We start from the raw sequence: 17,742 nt of genomic DNA on the forward strand, positions 1-17,742 counted from the left end.
TAACCCGGGTGCTGTTGTGCAGCCTGCCCTCAAGGAGCAAATGATGAGCGAATTACTCAAACTCGAAAAGCGTGGTCACACGGCCATTATCACCTTTAACAACCCCCCCGCGAATACCTGGACGCCGGAAAGCTTGCGCTATTTGCAACAGCTGGTGGTCGAGTTGAATGACGACAAAGACAACTACGCTCTGATTCTGACCAGTGACAGTGAGAAATTTTTCAGCGCCGGCGCCGATTTAAATCAGTTTAATCACGATGATAAAGGTCAGTCGTTTGCCGCGTCTCTGGCGTTTGGTGAAGCGTTTGAAGCGCTGTCGAATTATCAGGGCGTTTCCATTGCCGCCATCACCGGTTACGCCATGGGCGGAGGCCTGGAAGTGGCGCTGTCGTGCGACGTTCGTATCTGTGAAGAGCAGGCGCAAATGGCCTTGCCGGAGGCGGCAGTAGGCTTGTTGCCCTGTGGGTTGGGGTCACAGCAATTGTCCTGGCTGGTGGGCGAGCAGTGGGCCAAACGCATGATTTTGCTGGGAGAGCGATTGAAGGCGCCAAAAGCCGAACAAATTGGTTTGGTCTCCGAAGTGGTGCCCACGGGTACCGTGCTGGAAAAAGCCCTGCAGCTGGCCGCACAAGTGGAAGGGCAGTCGCCAACGTCGGTGCGCTTCTGTAAAGAGCTGATCATGGAAGCCCGCCGTGGTGACATCGTTGCCAGTTACGCCAGGGAGCGCGAAATGTTTGTCAAGCTCTGGGACACCCAGGATCAGAAAGAAGGTGTGAGTGCGTTTTTGGAAAAGCGCAAACCCGAGTGGAAAAATAAATAACAATACTGGGTGACTGTCGGGAACAACAGTAAAGAGAGTGCGTTGCGCCTCGATGAGTAGGACTTAGATGATGAGTAGGACTTAGATGATGAGCAGGTTTTGATATGAGTGATGTCGTGTTGTTTGAAGAGCGCCCGGCGGCGGGTGGTAAAAAGCTGGGTGTGGCCATGCTGAATTCGGAGAAGTCTCTGAATTCGCTGTCGCATGCGATGGTGGAATTGTTGCTGCCCAAGTTGCAACAATGGCAGGCGGACGATGCAATCTCGGCGGTTTTTTTGCACAGCGCGGGTGACAAATCGTTTTGTGCGGGTGGCGATGTGGTGGCCTTGCACGCGGGTTCGGCGGCTTACGGTGAAGAGCTGCCCGATGACAGCTGCACCGATTTTTTTGCCGAAGAATACCGTCTCGATTATTTGATTCATACCTTCGGTAAGCCCTTTATCGTGTGGGGCACCGGTTTTGTGATGGGCGGCGGCGTGGGCTTGTTGAGCGGTGCTTCCCATCGAGTGGTGACCGATACCACGCGGATGGCGATGCCTGAAATCACCATTGGTCTGTACCCGGATGTGGGCGGGACCTGGTTTTTGAATCGTACCCCGGGTCAAACAGGGCTGTTTCTCGGTTTGACCGGCGCCAACATTAACGGCACGGATGTGGAATACATCGGCCTGGCGGATTATTTCATCACTCAGGATCTGAAAGACGAAGTGATGACGGCTCTGACGGAAGTGAAGTGTGAGAGGGGCATTGGCGGTGTGCTGGACCATTTCAGCAAGCTGGTGGCGCCGCAGAAACCGCAGGGCAACATAGAAGCGCACCTGGATTGGATCAACCGGGTATGTGACGGTGCCGATGTGCCGACGATTGTCGCTCAGATTACGGCTTACGACGGGGATGACAAGTGGTGTGCCAAAGCCGCTAAGACTTTGGCCGCTGGCTGTCCGGTGACGCCGTACCTGGTGTGGGAGCAGTTGCAGCGCGGCAAAGACCTGTCGCTGGAAGACGTCTTCCGGCTGGAGCTGACGATGTCCGTGAACTGCGCCAAACGCGGCCATTTTAAAGAGGGGGTGCGGGCGTTACTGATCGATAAAGACCGCAACCCACAGTGGACACCTGCCGCGGTAGCGGATGTGTCCGCGGAAGAAATTCAGGCGTTTTTCGTCGAGCCATGGGCAACGAACCCGCTGGCAGATCTCTGAGACTTATTTCAGGGGCTTAATCTCTGATTTCAGGGGGTTAGCCTCTGATGCTAAACAATAATCACATGGCGGCTACAGCCGCTGACGTTGAGGGAGTGGTCACATGAGCAAAACAGTTGCCTTTATCGGCCTCGGAAATATGGGTGGCGGCATGGCCGCCAATCTGGTGAAAGCCGGGTTTAAGGTCAATGCGTTTGATTTGATGGCCGCCAATTTAAAGGCGGCGGCTGAGGCTGGCTGCACACCGGTGGAGTGTGCCAAAGCCGCAGTCAAGGGGGTCGATTATGTGGTGTCCATGCTGCCCAATGGGGCGATTGTGGAAAGTGTCTACCTCGGTGCTTCCGGCAATGGGGACGCCTCCGAACCGCTGTTGGATTATATCCCCAAGTCGGCCCTGATTCTCGATTGCTCCACCGTCGCGCCGGCCAATTCGCGCCGTGTGGGTGCCGAGGCGGACAAGCGCGGCATGCAGTTTGTGGACGCGCCGGTATCCGGGGGGGTGGCGGCCGCGGCAGCGGGTACGCTGGCGTTTATGGTGGGTGGCTCCGAATCGAATTTCGACGCCGCTAAGCCCGTTCTGAACGCCATGGGCGCCAATGTCTTCCGTGCCGGTGATGTGGGGGCGGGACAAGTGGCCAAAATCTGTAACAACATGTTACTGGCGATCCACATGACCGGCACCGCCGAAGCCCTGCAGCTGGGTATGGATAATGGCCTCGATCCGAAAGTGCTGTCGGACATCATGCTGAAAAGCTCCGGCTGCAACTGGTCGCTGGAAAAGTACAACCCGGTGCCTGGCGTGATGGACAATGTGCCTTCCAGTAATGACTACCAGCCCGGTTTTATGGTGGATCTGATGCTGAAGGACCTGAGTCTGGCGATGGAAGCCAGCGTGGGCAGTCAGTCGTCCATTCCCATGGGGACTGCCGCCCGCAACCTCTTCAATCTGCATAAAAACAGTGGTGAGGAGGACAAGGGGCTCAAGGATTTCTCCAGCATCCAGCAGTTTTACGCCAAACCCGCCCCATAGAGCCCTGGCGGAGGCATCCCGGTGACAAGGCCCGGGGCGCAAGCGCTCCGCCCCGGCTTTGCCGGTCAGCCCGAGGGAGGATCTTCGCCACTGTTCGCAACCTGTCGATTTTCGTCACTGTTCGCAATCCAGAGCGCCTTCGCGGCCGGTATTCCTGCCGCCATTTCGTCATTCCTCCCGCAAACTGGCCATCGCTTTCCTGTGAAGTGGTTTTTCAGTCATGGAATCTGTCTTTTTGGGGATTGAATAGTGTACAATTCGCGCCCTTGAAAGTTTGTCAAATTCTTACAGCAGTCCCACTAAGCGTTGCCCAACGGTTTTACGTTGCCTAACGGTTGAATTGCCTAACTATTTAACATTGCCTAACTATTTAACATTGCCTAACTACACAGGGTTATCCCATGTTTGATAAATCACAAACCATTGAAAACTTTGATCCAGAGCTCTGGGCCGCTATTCAGGAAGAAGAGCGTCGTCAGGAAGAGCATATCGAACTGATCGCGTCTGAAAACTACACCAGCCCAATGGTGATGGTGGCTCAGGGGACCAAGTTGACCAATAAATACGCCGAAGGTTACCCCGGCAAGCGTTATTACGGTGGTTGTGAGTACGTAGACAAAGCCGAAAGTCTGGCCATTGAGCGCGCTAAAACCCTGTTTGGCGCCGATTACGCCAACGTTCAGCCACACTCCGGCTCCCAGGCAAACGCGGCGGTGTATCAGGCTCTGTGTGTGCCTGGCGATACCATTTTGGGCATGAGCCTGGCTCACGGTGGCCACCTGACGCACGGTGCGTCTGTCAGTTTCTCTGGCAAAACCTATAACGCCGTTCAGTATGGCCTCAACACCGAGACCGGTGAAGTGGACTACGACGAAGTTGAGCGTCTGGCGGTGGAGCACAAGCCGAAAATGATCATTGCCGGTTTCTCTGCTTACTCGCAGATCATGGATTGGTCCCGCTTCCGTGAGATCGCCGATAAGGTTGGCGCTTATTTGTTCGTGGACATGGCGCACGTAGCCGGTCTGGTTGCCGCGGGCGAATACCCTAACCCGGTACCTGTCGCGGACGTTGTGACCTCTACCACGCACAAGACTCTGCGCGGGCCGCGTGGCGGGATTATCCTGGCCAAGGCCAATGAAGAGATTGAAAAGAAACTGAACTCGGCGGTTTTCCCGGGTGGTCAGGGCGGTCCTTTGATGCACGTCATTGCCGCCAAAGCGGTCGCTTTCAAAGAAGCCATGTCCGATGACTACAAGGCTTACCAGAAGCAGGTTGTGGTGAACGCCAAAGCGATGGCGGCGACGTTCATTGAGCGCGGGATCAAGATCGTTTCTGGCGGGACTGAAAATCATCTGATGCTGGTCGACCTGATTGGTAAAGAGTACACCGGTAAAGACGCCGATGCCGCTCTGGGTGCCGCCAACATCACCGTCAACAAGAACTCGGTACCCAATGATCCGCGTTCTCCGTTTGTCACCTCCGGTCTGCGTGTCGGTACGCCGGCGATCACCACCCGTGGTTTTGGCACCGAAGAAACCGTGCAGTTGACCCACTGGATGTGTGACGTGCTGGAAAGCCTGGAAAACGGCAATTCCGAGCAGGTGATTGGTGAGGTAAAAGGCAAGGTGCTGGAACTGTGCCAACGCTTCCCGGTATACGCTGACTGATTGCTCAGTTGATGCGGCCTTGAAAAACCGGAGCTTGTCTCCGGTTTTTTTATGCCGGATGATAATTGACAGGTGACAGGTGACAGGTGACAGGTGACAGGTGACAGGCAGCCTGCAGCTTGTATGAGCGGTCGATGATGTTAGAGTCTGTTAAGTTTTTTTGATGAGCCGCGATGGGTTTTGAATGAGTCGTTTGTCTAGAATGACGACGTTTGTATTGGAATTGCGAAGGAGCTACCTGTGAAAATTGTGGTTGTCGATGGGCACACCCTGAATCCTGGGGATCTTTCCTGGGAGGGTATTGGCGCTTTGGGGGACTGTACTGTCTATGCCCGTTCAACGGCAGAAGAGGTGATAGAGCGCTGCGCCGGGGCTGAGGTGGTGCTCACCAACAAGGTGGTGTTCAGCGATGAGGTGATGGCGGCTTTGCCGGCCTTGCGTTACCTCGGTGTGACCGCCACCGGCTACAACGTGGTGGATGCGCAGGCGGCGGCACGGCGCGGGATTGTGGTGACCAATACGCCATCCTATGGTACCGCTTCGGTGGCGCAATTTGTGTTCGCGCAGTTATTGCAGTGGGCTCAGCCGGTGACCTACTACGATCAGACGGTGAAAGCGCGGCGCTGGTCGCAGTCAGAAGACTTTTGTTATTACGATCACAACATGCTGGAGCTGGCGGGCAAAACACTGGGTGTGATCGGTTATGGTGAAATCGGTCGCCAGGTTGCCAGCATTGCACTGGCTTTTGGTATGACGGTGCTGGTGCACACCCGCACACCGCCCGAGACTGTTCAGGAGAATGTCCGTTGTGTGACGTTGGATGAACTGGCGTCGAACAGCGATGTGATCAGCCTGCACTGTCCGCTGACGGAGACCAACACACGCTTTATTGATAAAGCTTTTTTGGCCCGCATGAAGCCCGACGCCTATTTGATCAATACCGGAAGGGGTCCCTTAATTGATGAGGCGGCTTTGTTTGACGCCCTCACGACCGGTACTATTGCCGGGGCAGCTCTGGACGTGTTGACGGTGGAGCCACCTTCGAAAGACAACCCGTTGTTCTCCTTGGCGAATTGCACGATTACCCCGCACATCGCCTGGGCTACCCAAGACGCTCGCCAGCGTTTAATGGACATTGCGGTGGGGAATTTGCAGAAATTTTTGGCGGGCGAGCCGGTAAATTGTGTATAAAACGGCGGGATGTCTGCGGCCAGTCGGGTGCCGGTTCATCAATGAATACAGGTTAAAAGCAGCGTGAGAGGATATTGAAGCGTGCAGATTGAAAACAGCAGAGATCTTCGTTGGTACGCGATACCGGATGACCGCTTTCGGCGGCACGGTTTGCCCGCGTGTTCACACGGTTACAGTCGTTTACCGATGGCCGCACGTGCTGCGGTGCCTCAGGCGGTAGCGGAACAGTCGCAATATGCGGCGGGGGCTCGCCTGCGTTTTGCCACCAATTCCTCGCGCCTGGTGTTGCGTTGTCAGGCGTTGTCCAAGTCCAAGGGACACGGTATTGATTGTCTGGTGGATGGGGTTTACTGGAAAACACTGTTGCTATCGCGGGGCGACTTGAATGACGTCATGGTGTTTCGCGACCTGCCCACCGAGATGCGCAGCATTGAATTGTACCTACCGCATGAACAGGAAGTTGATGTGTGTGCGGTGGGTTTGCAGGCAGGTGCGGACATTGCGCCGGCCAGGCCTTACCGGGATGATTTACCGTTAGTGTTTTACGGTTCCTCCATCGTGCAGGGGGCGGGTGTGAATTTGTCCTGCATGAGCTACCCGGCGATCATTGCGCGTGAGTTGAACAGCGATTTTATCAATTGGGGGTTTTATGGCGCTGGCCGGGGCGAGCCCGAGGTGATTGACTTGGTGGCGGGCTGCCCGGCGAAGGCTTTTATCCTGGACCTGGGTAAATCTTACGGGATACAGCCCGCTGACGTGTACCTGAGGATGCTGAAGCAATTGCGACAAGCGCAGCCGGCGGTGCCGCTGGTGGTGATTACGCCGGTGTTTTCCTCCCGGGAGTGTTTTGATTCCGGCTTTCGCACCCGCACGCAGCGGACTCGCCAAATCATGCGCGAGGCTGTCGAGGCGTTGGAGGGGGTGCTTTTGGTTGAGGGTGAAACCCTGCTGGGTGAGCGCGATTGGCCGGGTTTGTCCCCTGATGGCCTGCACCCTAATGAAAAAGGCTGCGCAGAGACGGCCAAACGACTGTTGCCCGTGATACAGGCATTCTATTGCTAAGCTACAGGCACTCTATTGCTAAACTGCAGGAGCTCTATTGCCAAACTGCAGGAGCTCTATTGCCAAATTACAGGCACTCTTATTGCCAAACTACAGGCACTCTTATTGCCAAACTAAAGGCATTCCTTTGCCACAGGTACTGGTTAAGAGTGGTGCTGGGCGCATCGGTTGATCCGTGCGCTGCAGCGACCTGACTCGCGAGTGTTTGCGGCTGGCTTCAGCCGCTGGTGGCATCAAGGCTTTCTCAGGCTGCCAGGCTTGGTTACCTGGCATTGATCATGCGCAAACTTTCGTCCGCAAAGCCGGTGCCGGCTTCGGTGTAAAAGTTAAACACCTTATCGATACCGGATTCCAGTAACTGCATGCGTTCATCTTCGTAGCGGGCAATGGCGGCAATCTGGCCGCAATAGATAGCAGACTGCAGTTGTCGGCAGACGTTGATGCTGTCTTCAATCGTGGGCAGGGCCAGCAAAATCAGTTTAATGGACGAGGTGTCCAGCGTTTCCCACAAATCGGCGTCTTCACCGTCACCAAAAAAAACGTGCATGCCCTGTTCTTTTTGCTTTCTGATGCGCTCTCTGTCGGCATCCATGCCCCACACCCGGTCGCCGACTTCCTGGTACAGGGATTGATAGGCGCCACTGCCGACCCGCCCCAGGCCGATCACCAGAATTTCGGCGCTGGTGGGTTGCACAATGATATCTTCGGGCAGTCGGGTCGAGCGCTCCAGGCGCCTGAATTTATCCTTGTGCCGGCGGTAAATGTTGTGGGAAGAGCGGTAGACGGTGCTGGTGAAGACGAACGAAATCGACACCGCCAGCGCCAGGATCACCAGCCACTGCTTATCGAGCCAGCCATTGCTGACACTGATGGCGGCAACAATCAGACCGAACTCGCTGTAGTTGGCTAGCGCCAGGGAGGTCAGATAGGCGGTGCGGGCCCGCAGCTTGAGTCCTGACAACAGCGTGAAAAACAGCGCGAACTTTAGTGGCAGCAGCAACGTCAGGCACAGGGCGATCCCCAGCATCGACCAGTCGGGCAAGGCGGTGAAACCGATGGATAAAAAGAAGCCGATTAAAAACAAATCCTTAAAGCTCATCAGCGACTTGACCAGTTCGGCCGCTTTGGTGTGCTGGCTGAGCAGGATACCCGCAATCAGCGCCCCCAGGTCGCCCTTGATGTTGACCAGCGCGAACAGTTCATAGCCCCCCAGCGCGAGGAAGAACCCGGTCAGTGGCAGTAGCTCGCCGTGACCGGCACTGTTGAGCAGGCGGCCAATCAGCGGCCTTGCCGGGATTAAGGCAAACAGCAACAGTGCCCAGGCGCTGGGCAGTTCGCCGGTGGCAAACACCAGAAACAGTACCGCGATGATGTCCTGCATCACCAGCACACCAATGGCCAAACGCCCGTGTCGAGTGCGCGTTTCGCCGCTGTCTTCCAGCATTTTCACCACGCACACGGTGCTCGAGAAGCTGCTGGCAAACGCGATGAGTGCAGCGCTGGTGGGGGTCAGGCCCGTGAAGATAGAAACGCTTATGGCGCCAACGCCGAGCAGGATGCCGCCAAACAGCAAGATCCAGACGCCCATCATGATGTTTGTGCCAGCCCAGATTTCAGGTTTGAGTAGATCGCGGATACTCAGCTTGAGGCCGATGGTAAACAGCATCAGGGTAATGCCGAGGTCCGCCAGGGTCTGCAGCGTATGGTCCGGTTCGACGCCCATGAAATTGAGCCCAAATCCAGCTATCAGATAACCCACTAGCGGTGGAAGTGACAGCAACCGAACACCCAGTCCACAGGCAAAGGCGAAGAGAATCCAGATAAAATCCATAGTAGTATTGCGTTAATCCTTACTGAGTCTTGGCGGCCATCTTACTCGACGCAACCGTGGTTAGGCCACATGGAATCCCAGCCATGGTGAACATCTGTTTCTGATAGCCGTGGCAGCGGTGCACATGAGGAACCTGCAGATTTGGGGGCCGGCCCCGATTTAGGTGTGCCCAGCTACTCAGCGAGCCGTGGCTGGGTATAGTAAATGGTGAGATCGCTGAACAACTGAGGGTTAGCTTAAAAACTCATAGCTGAGCTCAATCTGGAGCGGCTCAAATTGCTCCTGTTCGGCGTCCAGGTCGTTGCTGAACAATTCCTGCCGATCGTTCCAGATGCTGTGAAAGCGGACGGTGAGTGTGCGCTCCGTCGCTGAAACTCCAAAGCTGTCGAGGGTGTCGCTCTGACGGAATTGATTGAGGCGAATGGCGAGGCGCAAGAGCAGAATGATTTTCAGGGTCTTGGTCTCGTTATACACCTCGAACGCTGGCAGGCTTTCGAGCTTCAGGGACTTTCGTTGCGACAACAACATAAAGGCCAGAATGCTTTGCTGCTCGGCGTTAAAGCCCGCCATGGCTGAGTTATTGACAATGTAAGCGGCGTGTTTGTGGCAGCTGAGGTGGTTGATCTGGTGACCGACTTCATGCAGCTGGCAGGCCCAGTGCAGAAATTGTCGATAATCCGGGTTGTTAATTTCCCAGGAGGCGGCCACGGCATCAAACATGGACAGGGCGGTTTTACTGACTTTCTGGGCCTGGTGTTGGTCACTGGCAAAGCGCTTGGCCAAAAGCGCCACACTGTGGTGACGGATGTCGTGGTGCTTCAGTCGATCCTGGACTTCCAGCAGCAGCCCTTCACGCAGGGCGGCATCGCTGTAACTCATGGACGTGACTTCCAGGATGTCGAACACGGCAATCAAAATGGCCAGGCCACTGCAGATGATCGATCTTCGATCTTCGCTCAAGCCGGGAATGTCCAGGTGATCTATATGCCCTGCGGCAATAAAGCGATGGCGCAAATCTTTCAGAATATCGAGGGTCAGGGAGCCGTCAGACAGTTCCAGGCTCTGGGCACACTGGCTCAGTGACTTGATGGTGCCGGAAGAGCCCAGGGCCATTTGCCAGCCCTGCGCCAGATAGCGAACCCGGATGCTTTCCAGTTGCTGCGAGGAAAATAAACAGGCGCGCTCGAAGCTGCGGGCCGAAATCTCGCCACTGGGGAAAAAGCGCTCGCTCAGGCTCACACAGCCCATATTGCAGCTGTGCAGGAGTTTAGCCTCAGTGGTCTTGCCGATGATCAGCTCGGTACTGCCACCGCCAATGTCGACCACCAGGGTGTTGTCCGGCAAATGCTGGTCGTGGCTGACACCTTGATAAATCAGACGCGCCTCTTCGGTTCCGGACAGAATTTCAATTGGATAGGGCAGCAGCTTTAAGGCTTGTTGCGTCAGGCTGTGAATGTTGACAGCGGTGCGAAAGGTAAAGGTGCCGACGGCGCGGACGTCATCCGGCTGGAACTCCTCCAGAATCTGCCCAAAAATTCCCAGGGTTTCCAGCGCCCGGGCTTGGGCCGCTTGATCCAGTTGGTTGGCGTCATTCAATCCGGAGGCCAGGCGCACTTTGCGCTTCTCCCGATGGTAGGTTTTGATGCCATGGGGGCCCAATTCCGCCAATGTCATGTGGAAACTGTTGGATCCAAGGTCAATGGCGGCTATTCGGCGTGGGCGTTCCGGCACAAGGCTTCCTGTTTTAATCAGTGGTTGCGTTCATCGCCACCCCAGACGGGGCGGGACGCCAAGATTGTCCAGCCAGTAAGGTCGGCATGGATGTTTTATCCACGGCCTTATACAGGCTGTGGAGACTCACCTCGGCGAGTAATCGTACCCCGGTTTTCATCCTACACCGGTCTCTAGTCATAGTCGCTTTCGATGTTCTCTTTTTCAATTCTACTCAGATACTGGTGTATGGCAATTTGTGAGCGCACTTTTTTGCTGCCGGTGGGCTGCACATAGGGGTTACTTTGCTTTTTGTTCAAGATGCGGGCCTTGGTGTTGTCGCTCATCTGCAGGTTAAAAATATCGATGATCTGGCGCTTTAAATAGGTGTTGTAAATGGGAACGCCCACTTCGACTCGGTGGTCAATGTTGCGCTTCATCAGGTCGGCGGAAGTGATAAACACTTTGGGGTCGCCCTTGTTGCCAAACACAAACACGCGAGCGTGTTCCAGAAAGCGGTCAACGATGCTGTGCACTTCCATGTGATCGCTGATGCCTTTGTCACCCGTTTGCAGCGAGCACATGCCCCGGATCAGCATTTTAATCTCGACACCGCTCTGGTCGGCTTGGCACAACAGCTCGGCGATGTCGTTATCACACAAATTATTCACTTTGATGTAAATCGACGCGGGCCTGCCTGCGCGGGCTTCGCGGATTTCTTTTTTAATCAGATTTTTGATCACGTTGCGGCTGTTCAGGGGCGAGACGATCAGGTGATTAAACGTGAACGGGCGGTAGGTGTATTTGATGAACTCAAACACCTGGGCGACTTCGGCGGTAATTTCCGGGTGGGCGGTAAAATAGCTGAAATCGGTGTAAATCTTGGCGTTGCCTTCGTGAAAGTTTCCGGTGCCGATGTGGGCGTAGAGTTTGCTTTCCTCGCCTTCGCGGCGCTCGATAAGGCACAGTTTGGAATGCACTTTCAGCGTGGGAATACCAAAGTCCACGTGAATGCCCGCCGCTTCCAGCTGCTTTGATAATTCTATGTTATTGAACTCGTCAAAGCGGGCTTGCAGCTCGACCACCACAGTGACTTTTTTACCGTTGCGGGCTGCGTCACACAGGGCATGCAGAACCCGTGAGTTTTTAGCCACCCGGTAAATGTTGATGGTGATGCGGCTGACCCGCGGGTCAAAAGCGGCCTGGCGCAGCAGCTCGGTGAAATACCCAAACGAGTGGTAGGGGTAGTACAGCAAGATGTCTTCTTTGGCGATGGCGTCGAGGGCGTTATCGTTGCTGTCAAACGCGTGGCAGGGCACGGGGGCCAGCTTGCGGTGTTCCAGCGAGACGCCGCCAACGTTTGGAAAACTGATGAAATCGCGGAAATTACGATAGGGGCCACTGGGAATCATGGAATCGTGAGACGAAAATTTCAGCCGCTTGGTGAGCATTTTCAACAGCGATTCCGGCATGTCCTGATCGTAGACCAGGCGCACCGGCTCGGCTTGCAGTCGGCGCCGCAAGCCTTTGGACATTTTGTCGAGCACGCTCTGGTCAATGTCGTCACTGAGGTTCAGCTCGGCGTCGCGGGTCATTTTAAAGGAGAAGGCTTTGATGCTGTCATAGACAAAGACCGCGCCAAAGATCTCATCGAGGCAATGTTTAATGGCGTCATCCAGCAAGATAAATTGCTGTTGACGGCTGTTGTTGGGCAGCAAAATAAAGCGTGAGGTCTCTTTGGTGGGCACCTCGATCAAGGCGTGCTCGATACTCTCCCCATGTTCCATTTCCACCGCGAGGTAGAAGTCGTCATCGCTGAGGCGCGAGCCGAGGTCCATGTCCCGGTGCACAATGATCGGGCAGATAAACGAGCGCACGGACTTGCGGAAATACTGTTTGAGCCAGGTCGACTGGTCATCGCTCATGGCCTGGTGGTTGGGCAGGATGTAGATGTTGCTTTCTTGCAGGTCCTTGGACACCTGCTGATAGAGTTTGTCGAACTGCTTGTTGAGTTTAACCACCTTGTCCTGAATCTCTTGCATCAGGGGTTCATCATCGACGTAATCATCGGATGGCTCATGGGGCAGGTGCGGGAGCAGGATGCGGCGCCGGACTTCAGCCACCCGGACCCGGAAGAATTCGTCCATGTTGTTGGAGAAGATGCCGAGGAAGCGCATTCGCTCAATGATTGGCGTGTTGGAATCGGCGGCTTCCTGCATCACCCGCTCATTAAATGACAGCCAGCTGAGCTCGCGGGGGACAATGTTGATCTTGGGGCCACTTTTGGCGTTTAACTCGGGGGTGTTCTTATCCATTGAACGGTCGTCTCGCAACATCGCTGGCGGTCTCTCAATCGGGGGTAATAGCATTGGACTAGGCATGATATGACAATCCAATGACAATTATGTGTCAGCTGGTTAGGTCGGGGGCGTGCTTCAAGCGCTTGAGGGTCAGTAAAAGATACATTTCCCATACTCGCATTGTTACACAAGACGATGTTACACAACATGATATTGTCGCCTAATGGCTTAAAGGTTTGTTGTGGTCTGATGTGTCAGTTCCCGGCAAGAAGCACCGACAAAAAACCGACAAGAACCACCATAAAGGGCCATAATGCCCTTTACTGTAGTGCAAAATGGTAGTGAAAAGTGGGTCATACTCAGGTAATGAAACGGCTTGGGCTGGCCTGCGCCGGAGTTATTTTATAAAGTTGCCGTTGGTTGTGCTCGTTGATCATTACATTAATGTCCAGGGATGACAGCTTGAGCAAGGGTATGGGGCTCGCCGTTTAGGAAAGTCCCTGTAGCTTAAGCAAACCTCCTGTACTTTAGCTTATGCACACCTAAAGTAACGGTGACATCGAAGTTCACAGAAGTGTTAAGGAAGATTTATGGCAAGTCCACAGTCAGGCATTCTCGCCTCTGTACCCACACACGGTTGTTATCTCTCGTTTAATCGCGCAGCGGGCGTTAAGCCTGATGTGATTCGTTCCCTGCTGGTTCGTCTGGCACCAGAAGTCGATGGGGAATCGCTGGTGCTTGGCCTGGGGGCGCCATTAATGCAGGCGCTCGACGCTCAGGTACCGGGGTTAAAGACGTTTCCGTCGTTGATGTTTTCTGGCGTGAGTGTGCCGGTTACCCAGTGTGACCTGTGGTTATGGTTGCGCGAGGGGGATGATGGCGAATTGTTTCATCGCGCAGCCGGATTGATAGCCCTGTTGGCTGACGGGTTTGATATGATGCATCGGGTTGATGGCTTTAAGCATCGCGGCGGGCGTGATTTGACCGGGTATGTGGACGGCACTGAAAACCCCACCGGGGACGATGCGCTGGCGGCGGCGGTGACGGACGAAGCCGTACCGGGCTTGCAGGGCTCCAGCTTTGTGGCGGTGCAATTGTGGCAGCACGATTTCGACGCGTTTCATCGCCTGGGGGCCGCGGAAAAAGACAACCTGGTTGGACGCCGCCTGAAAGACAATGTGGAGTTTGATGCTCCGCCCTCAGCCCACGTCAAGCGCACGGCCCAGGAGGACTTCGCTCCTGAGGCGTTTGTGTTAAGGCGTTCCACCTCCTGGCGGGAAGGTACCGATGGCGGTCTTCACTTTGTGGCTTTTGGCTGTTCCTTTTACGCCTTCGAGGCGCAGATGAAGCGGATGATGGGGGCAGACGACGGCATCGTCGACGGTATGTTCCAGATCTCCCGTCCGCTGACCGGAGAGTATTACTGGTGTCCCCCCATGACTGGCCAACAACTGGATTTATCACTGCTCGGGCTGTAATTTTCAGGTTTGGCCCTGATTAAGTCCCCTGGCCAATGTCCCCCAAGGCGCTTCAGCGAGCGTCTTAGGGGGGGGCGTCTGATCGCGCTTCCCCTCTGCCTGGCTGATTCCCACCCTTGATTCAGTGATTCAGTCACCCATGCTGCCTGCCTTTCGCAACACCTTCTTAGAGACTCCTTCTAGCGACACCTTCGGGTGTGGTGGTCCCCACAGCGGGATTGCCCTTCTTGAGTAAGGCTCGGCGCGATCACGGAAATGCCGTATATGTGCCATGTTAACCGCTTTTATTATGTTTTTTTGGTTGAACCCACCCAAAATGATGCGACAAAAGCGCCAATGTGTATAATCTGCCACTCCTTGCATCGGGGAATGGGCAATGAGCGAAGAGTTTCCAGTCATAAAAGTCGCGGTTCTGGCGACCGATAATGTCTATGGCGGCAATTTAATGACCTGCCGTGACATTCTTTACGGCATTAAATGGCGGGCAGAGCGTTTGCCGGGCCCCAAATTGGACTTTGAGCTGATTTCTATCAACGGCGCCGACGTAGTGACCTACAGCGGTGCGACCATCAGTTGCGATGGCGAGATGGACGATCGTGCGTGGGATGTGATCATTCTGCCGCACTTGTGGATGGGGATAAACGAGCTGGCGGAATTGCATCGGCAGATCGGCCCCTGGCTGGAGCCTTATTTACGCAACCGCAAGCTGGTTCTGTCGATGGGCTGTGGCGTCTACTGGGTCGCTGCCGCCGGGTATCTGAATGGCTCAGAGGCAACGACCTATTGGCGCCAGCACGATGATTTTGCCCAGCTTTTTCCTGAGGTGTCCTGGCAGAAAGACAAGGCCATCACGGAAAGCGATAACATCTACTGCGCCGCCGGTGGCAATTCCATGGGCGACTTGATGCTGAATTTGGCGATACGTCTGTTTGGGGAAAGTGTGGCGCGCGGCATTAGCCGTGACATCCTTTTCGATATTCGCCGCAGCTACGATTTTGCCCCGTTGCGCATGGGCAGCCAGCGCAGTCATGGCGATCGCCTGATTGAGCAGGTCCAGGCCTGGCTGGAAAGCCGTTATTCCGAAGAGGTGCGATTGGCGGATGTGGCGAAAAACCATGGCATGAGCCTGCGAAATTTTGCCCGGCGCTTTTCTTCGGCTACCGGTGAAAAGCCGCTGGCGTACCTGCAGCGAGTTCGCCTGGAAGCCGCCCGTGATTTGTTGGTACACAGCGATAAGAGCATTAAGCACATCTCGCTGGATGTGGGTTACAGTGACAGCAGCTATTTTTGTCGCCTGTTTCGCACCCAGATTGGCCAGACGCCGGCAGCGTATCGCAAGCAGTTCAGCGATTAGCGGCATGGTGTCAAAGTGCCGGGGTGATTGGCAGGTCGTTTCAGCGCTGATAAACGACCTGGTAAACATTATGAACAAAGATATGAACACGATTCAGAGAATAGGTCCGCGCGCGAGTCTGAACCGCAGCACGCACCTTCAAGCAGCGGGTGTGATAACATTCGCGCAAAAATTAGCCTTGGGGTTATAACCTATGCATTGTCCATTTTGCAGTGCCGAAGATACCAAAGTCATCGATTCCCGACTGGTTGCAGAGGGTGACCAGGTGCGACGTCGGCGGGAGTGTTTGTCCTGTCATGAGCGTTTTACCACCTACGAAACCGCCGAGTTACTGCTGCCCCGCGTGATCAAGCAGGATGGCACCCGGGAGCCGTTTGATGAGGAGAAACTGCGCGCGGGTATCTTGCGGGCTTTAGAGAAGCGCCCGGTCAGCATGGAGGATATTGAGTCCTCGATCAGCCAGCTCAAGCATGCTTTGCAAGCGACCGGCGAGCGCGAAATACCCGCGCTGATGATCGGTGAAAAAGTCATGGAACAATTGCGGGCGCTGGACGAAGTGGCCTACGTGCGTTTTGCGTCCGTTTACCGGCGCTTTAAAGACCTGAATGAATTCCGGGAAGAAATTGATCGGCTGGAAAATCAGCCCGGCTAACCGCTTTTGGTTGAAAGCTGTGAGCCAGATACCGCTTCTGAGGAGGCTGTGTATCTGGCTTTGTTTATTGTCTGCTTTATGAAAAACACACAACGGCTGCGCTATGTCTAAAAACACAGGGTCTAACTTCGCTATGCCGAGTCTTGATGTTGCCGATCGACGTCACATGGCTCGTGCGATTCATCTGGCGCAAGAGGGGGTATACAGCACCATGCCAAACCCGAGGGTGGGGTGTGTGCTGGTGCGTGATGGTGTGGTGGTGGGTGAGGGTTGGCACGAACGTGCCGGCCAAGGCCACGCTGAAGTGAATGCCCTGGCCCAGGCGGGGACCTGCGCACAGGGGGCTACGGCCTATGTGACCCTGGAGCCTTGCAGCCATACCGGTAAGACCGGTCCCTGTTGTGAGGCCCTGGCCGCTGCGGGTATTGCGCGGGTGGTGTACGGCATGGAAGATCCGAATCCGCAGGTGGCCGGTCGAGGGTTGGCGTATCTGCAAGCGGCTGGTGTGGTGGTCGCCGGCCCGTTGCTGGAAGACGAGGCGTGGGCATTAAATCCGGGTTTTATCCGTCGTATGGAAGGCGGTCGGCCCTGGGTCAGATGCAAAATGGCCATGAGTCTGGACGGTCGAACGGCCATGGCCAGCGGTGAAAGCAAGTGGGTCACCGGGCCATCGGCGCGGGCGGATGTGCAGCGTTTGCGAGCGAGAAGTTGTGCCATTATCACCGGAATTGGCTCAATTCTTCACGATGACTCTGCATTAACGGTGCGTGAACATGAGCTAAAACTGCCAAACGCGGGACTGGCAGCGTCGATACAGCCTTTACGGGTGGTTTTAGACTCCAATCAACAGCTACTGGCGAGTGCGAAAGTGGTACAATCGCCGCCCCGGACTCTGGTGGTTTCGGCGCAGGCACAAGCCAGCCCGGCGCTGGCTGAAACCGCTGTTGAGCAAATCTCCCTGCCAGGCGCGGATGGCAAGGTGGATTTGGAAAAATTGCTGCATGAACTGGGGCGGCGTCAATGCAATGAAGTGCTGGTCGAGGCGGGTGCGAATTTGGCGGCGGCGTTCCTGCGGCGTGGCCTGCTCGATGAGCTGGTGATTTACATGGCGCCCAAGCTGATGGGCAGTGAGGCCCGGCCGCTGTTTGACTTGCCGCTGCAGCGAATGTCGGCTCAGCTGCCCCTAACCATCACCGACATGCGGGCGGTGGGCAACGATTGGCGCATTACCGCACGCCCCGATCCGGATGCGTAGGGCTGTTTGGCCGATGTTAAGACCGCCAGTGGTGGCTTGGAATTAAGCCGTTATGAGCGGACAGCCTTAGGGCATAAACCCGGGACAGAGTGCAGTCGCTGTTGGTTTAAAGGCTTGCTGAATTGCAGCAGGTCTGAATTAAAGCGCTACGTGCCAAGAGTATGGCCGAAGCCGTATTTACATCATCACAAAA

The 17,742-nt window shown here is 55.3% G+C and carries 13 protein-coding genes; 10 read left to right on the forward strand and 3 right to left on the reverse strand.

Annotated elements, in window-relative coordinates; genetic code table 11:
* Positions 1 to 43: 43 nt before the first annotated feature.
* From G8770_RS21605 to G8770_RS24585, 6 genes are all read left to right on the forward strand, one after another.
* Positions 44 to 820, forward strand: coding sequence for an enoyl-CoA hydratase (locus tag G8770_RS21605; RefSeq protein ID WP_167191879.1), 777 nt, complete (start codon positions 44 to 46; stop codon positions 818 to 820).
* A 104-nt stretch (positions 821 to 924) separates the two neighbouring features.
* Positions 925 to 2,019: an enoyl-CoA hydratase/isomerase family protein gene (locus G8770_RS21610; protein WP_167191881.1), complete on the forward strand. Its 1,095-nt coding sequence runs from the start codon at positions 925 to 927 to the stop codon at positions 2,017 to 2,019.
* A 103-nt stretch (positions 2,020 to 2,122) separates the two neighbouring features.
* Positions 2,123 to 3,049 (forward strand): 3-hydroxyisobutyrate dehydrogenase, encoded by a 927-nt coding sequence (gene mmsB, locus G8770_RS21615; RefSeq protein WP_167191883.1) that lies wholly within the window; start codon positions 2,123 to 2,125, stop codon positions 3,047 to 3,049.
* Between the two features lie 401 nt (positions 3,050 to 3,450).
* On the forward strand, positions 3,451 to 4,716 hold the full coding sequence (glyA, locus tag G8770_RS21620; RefSeq protein WP_167191885.1) for a serine hydroxymethyltransferase: 1,266 nt from the start codon (positions 3,451 to 3,453) through the stop codon (positions 4,714 to 4,716).
* A gap of 240 nt (positions 4,717 to 4,956) precedes the next feature.
* Positions 4,957 to 5,907, forward strand: coding sequence for an NAD(P)-dependent oxidoreductase (locus tag G8770_RS21625; protein ID WP_167191887.1), 951 nt, complete (start codon positions 4,957 to 4,959; stop codon positions 5,905 to 5,907).
* Between the two features lie 81 nt (positions 5,908 to 5,988).
* A complete protein-coding gene (locus tag G8770_RS24585; protein WP_167191889.1) occupies positions 5,989 to 6,969 on the forward strand; it encodes an SGNH/GDSL hydrolase family protein in 981 nt (326 codons plus the stop codon).
* Positions 6,970 to 7,231: 262 nt separating this feature from the next.
* Here the strand turns inward: G8770_RS24585 and G8770_RS21635 are convergent, their stop codons facing one another.
* The 3 genes from G8770_RS21635 to ppk1 all read right to left on the reverse strand — a co-directional run bounded on the left by G8770_RS21635 (position 7,232) and on the right by ppk1 (position 12,825).
* Positions 7,232 to 8,800 carry a cation:proton antiporter family protein gene (locus G8770_RS21635; protein ID WP_167191891.1) on the reverse strand — a complete coding sequence of 523 codons (1,569 nt, stop codon included), beginning with the start codon at positions 8,798 to 8,800 and terminating at the stop codon, positions 7,232 to 7,234.
* Between the two features lie 231 nt (positions 8,801 to 9,031).
* Positions 9,032 to 10,531, reverse strand: coding sequence for a Ppx/GppA phosphatase family protein (locus G8770_RS21640; protein WP_167191893.1), 1,500 nt, complete (start codon positions 10,529 to 10,531; stop codon positions 9,032 to 9,034).
* Positions 10,532 to 10,704: 173 nt separating this feature from the next.
* Positions 10,705 to 12,825, reverse strand: coding sequence for a polyphosphate kinase 1 (gene ppk1 / locus G8770_RS21645; RefSeq protein ID WP_167191895.1), 2,121 nt, complete (start codon positions 12,823 to 12,825; stop codon positions 10,705 to 10,707).
* A 575-nt stretch (positions 12,826 to 13,400) separates the two neighbouring features.
* Here ppk1 and G8770_RS21650 point away from each other — a divergent pair.
* The 4 genes from G8770_RS21650 to ribD all read left to right on the forward strand — a co-directional run bounded on the left by G8770_RS21650 (position 13,401) and on the right by ribD (position 17,549).
* On the forward strand, positions 13,401 to 14,288 hold the full coding sequence (locus G8770_RS21650; RefSeq protein ID WP_167191897.1) for a Dyp-type peroxidase: 888 nt from the start codon (positions 13,401 to 13,403) through the stop codon (positions 14,286 to 14,288).
* Positions 14,289 to 14,664: 376 nt separating this feature from the next.
* Entirely contained in the window at positions 14,665 to 15,642 is a 978-nt protein-coding gene (locus G8770_RS21655; RefSeq protein WP_167191899.1) for a GlxA family transcriptional regulator, read from the forward strand.
* A gap of 193 nt (positions 15,643 to 15,835) precedes the next feature.
* Positions 15,836 to 16,294 carry a transcriptional regulator NrdR gene (nrdR, locus tag G8770_RS21660; RefSeq protein ID WP_167191901.1) on the forward strand — a complete coding sequence of 153 codons (459 nt, stop codon included), beginning with the start codon at positions 15,836 to 15,838 and terminating at the stop codon, positions 16,292 to 16,294.
* Between the two features lie 133 nt (positions 16,295 to 16,427).
* Positions 16,428 to 17,549 carry a bifunctional diaminohydroxyphosphoribosylaminopyrimidine deaminase/5-amino-6-(5-phosphoribosylamino)uracil reductase RibD gene (gene ribD / locus G8770_RS21665; protein WP_167191958.1) on the forward strand — a complete coding sequence of 374 codons (1,122 nt, stop codon included), beginning with the start codon at positions 16,428 to 16,430 and terminating at the stop codon, positions 17,547 to 17,549.
* The last annotated feature ends 193 nt before the right edge of the window (positions 17,550 to 17,742 follow it).

The organism is Pseudomaricurvus hydrocarbonicus (genome assembly GCF_011602365.1).
GTDB classification, from domain to species: domain Bacteria; phylum Pseudomonadota; class Gammaproteobacteria; order Pseudomonadales; family Cellvibrionaceae; genus Pseudomaricurvus; species Pseudomaricurvus hydrocarbonicus.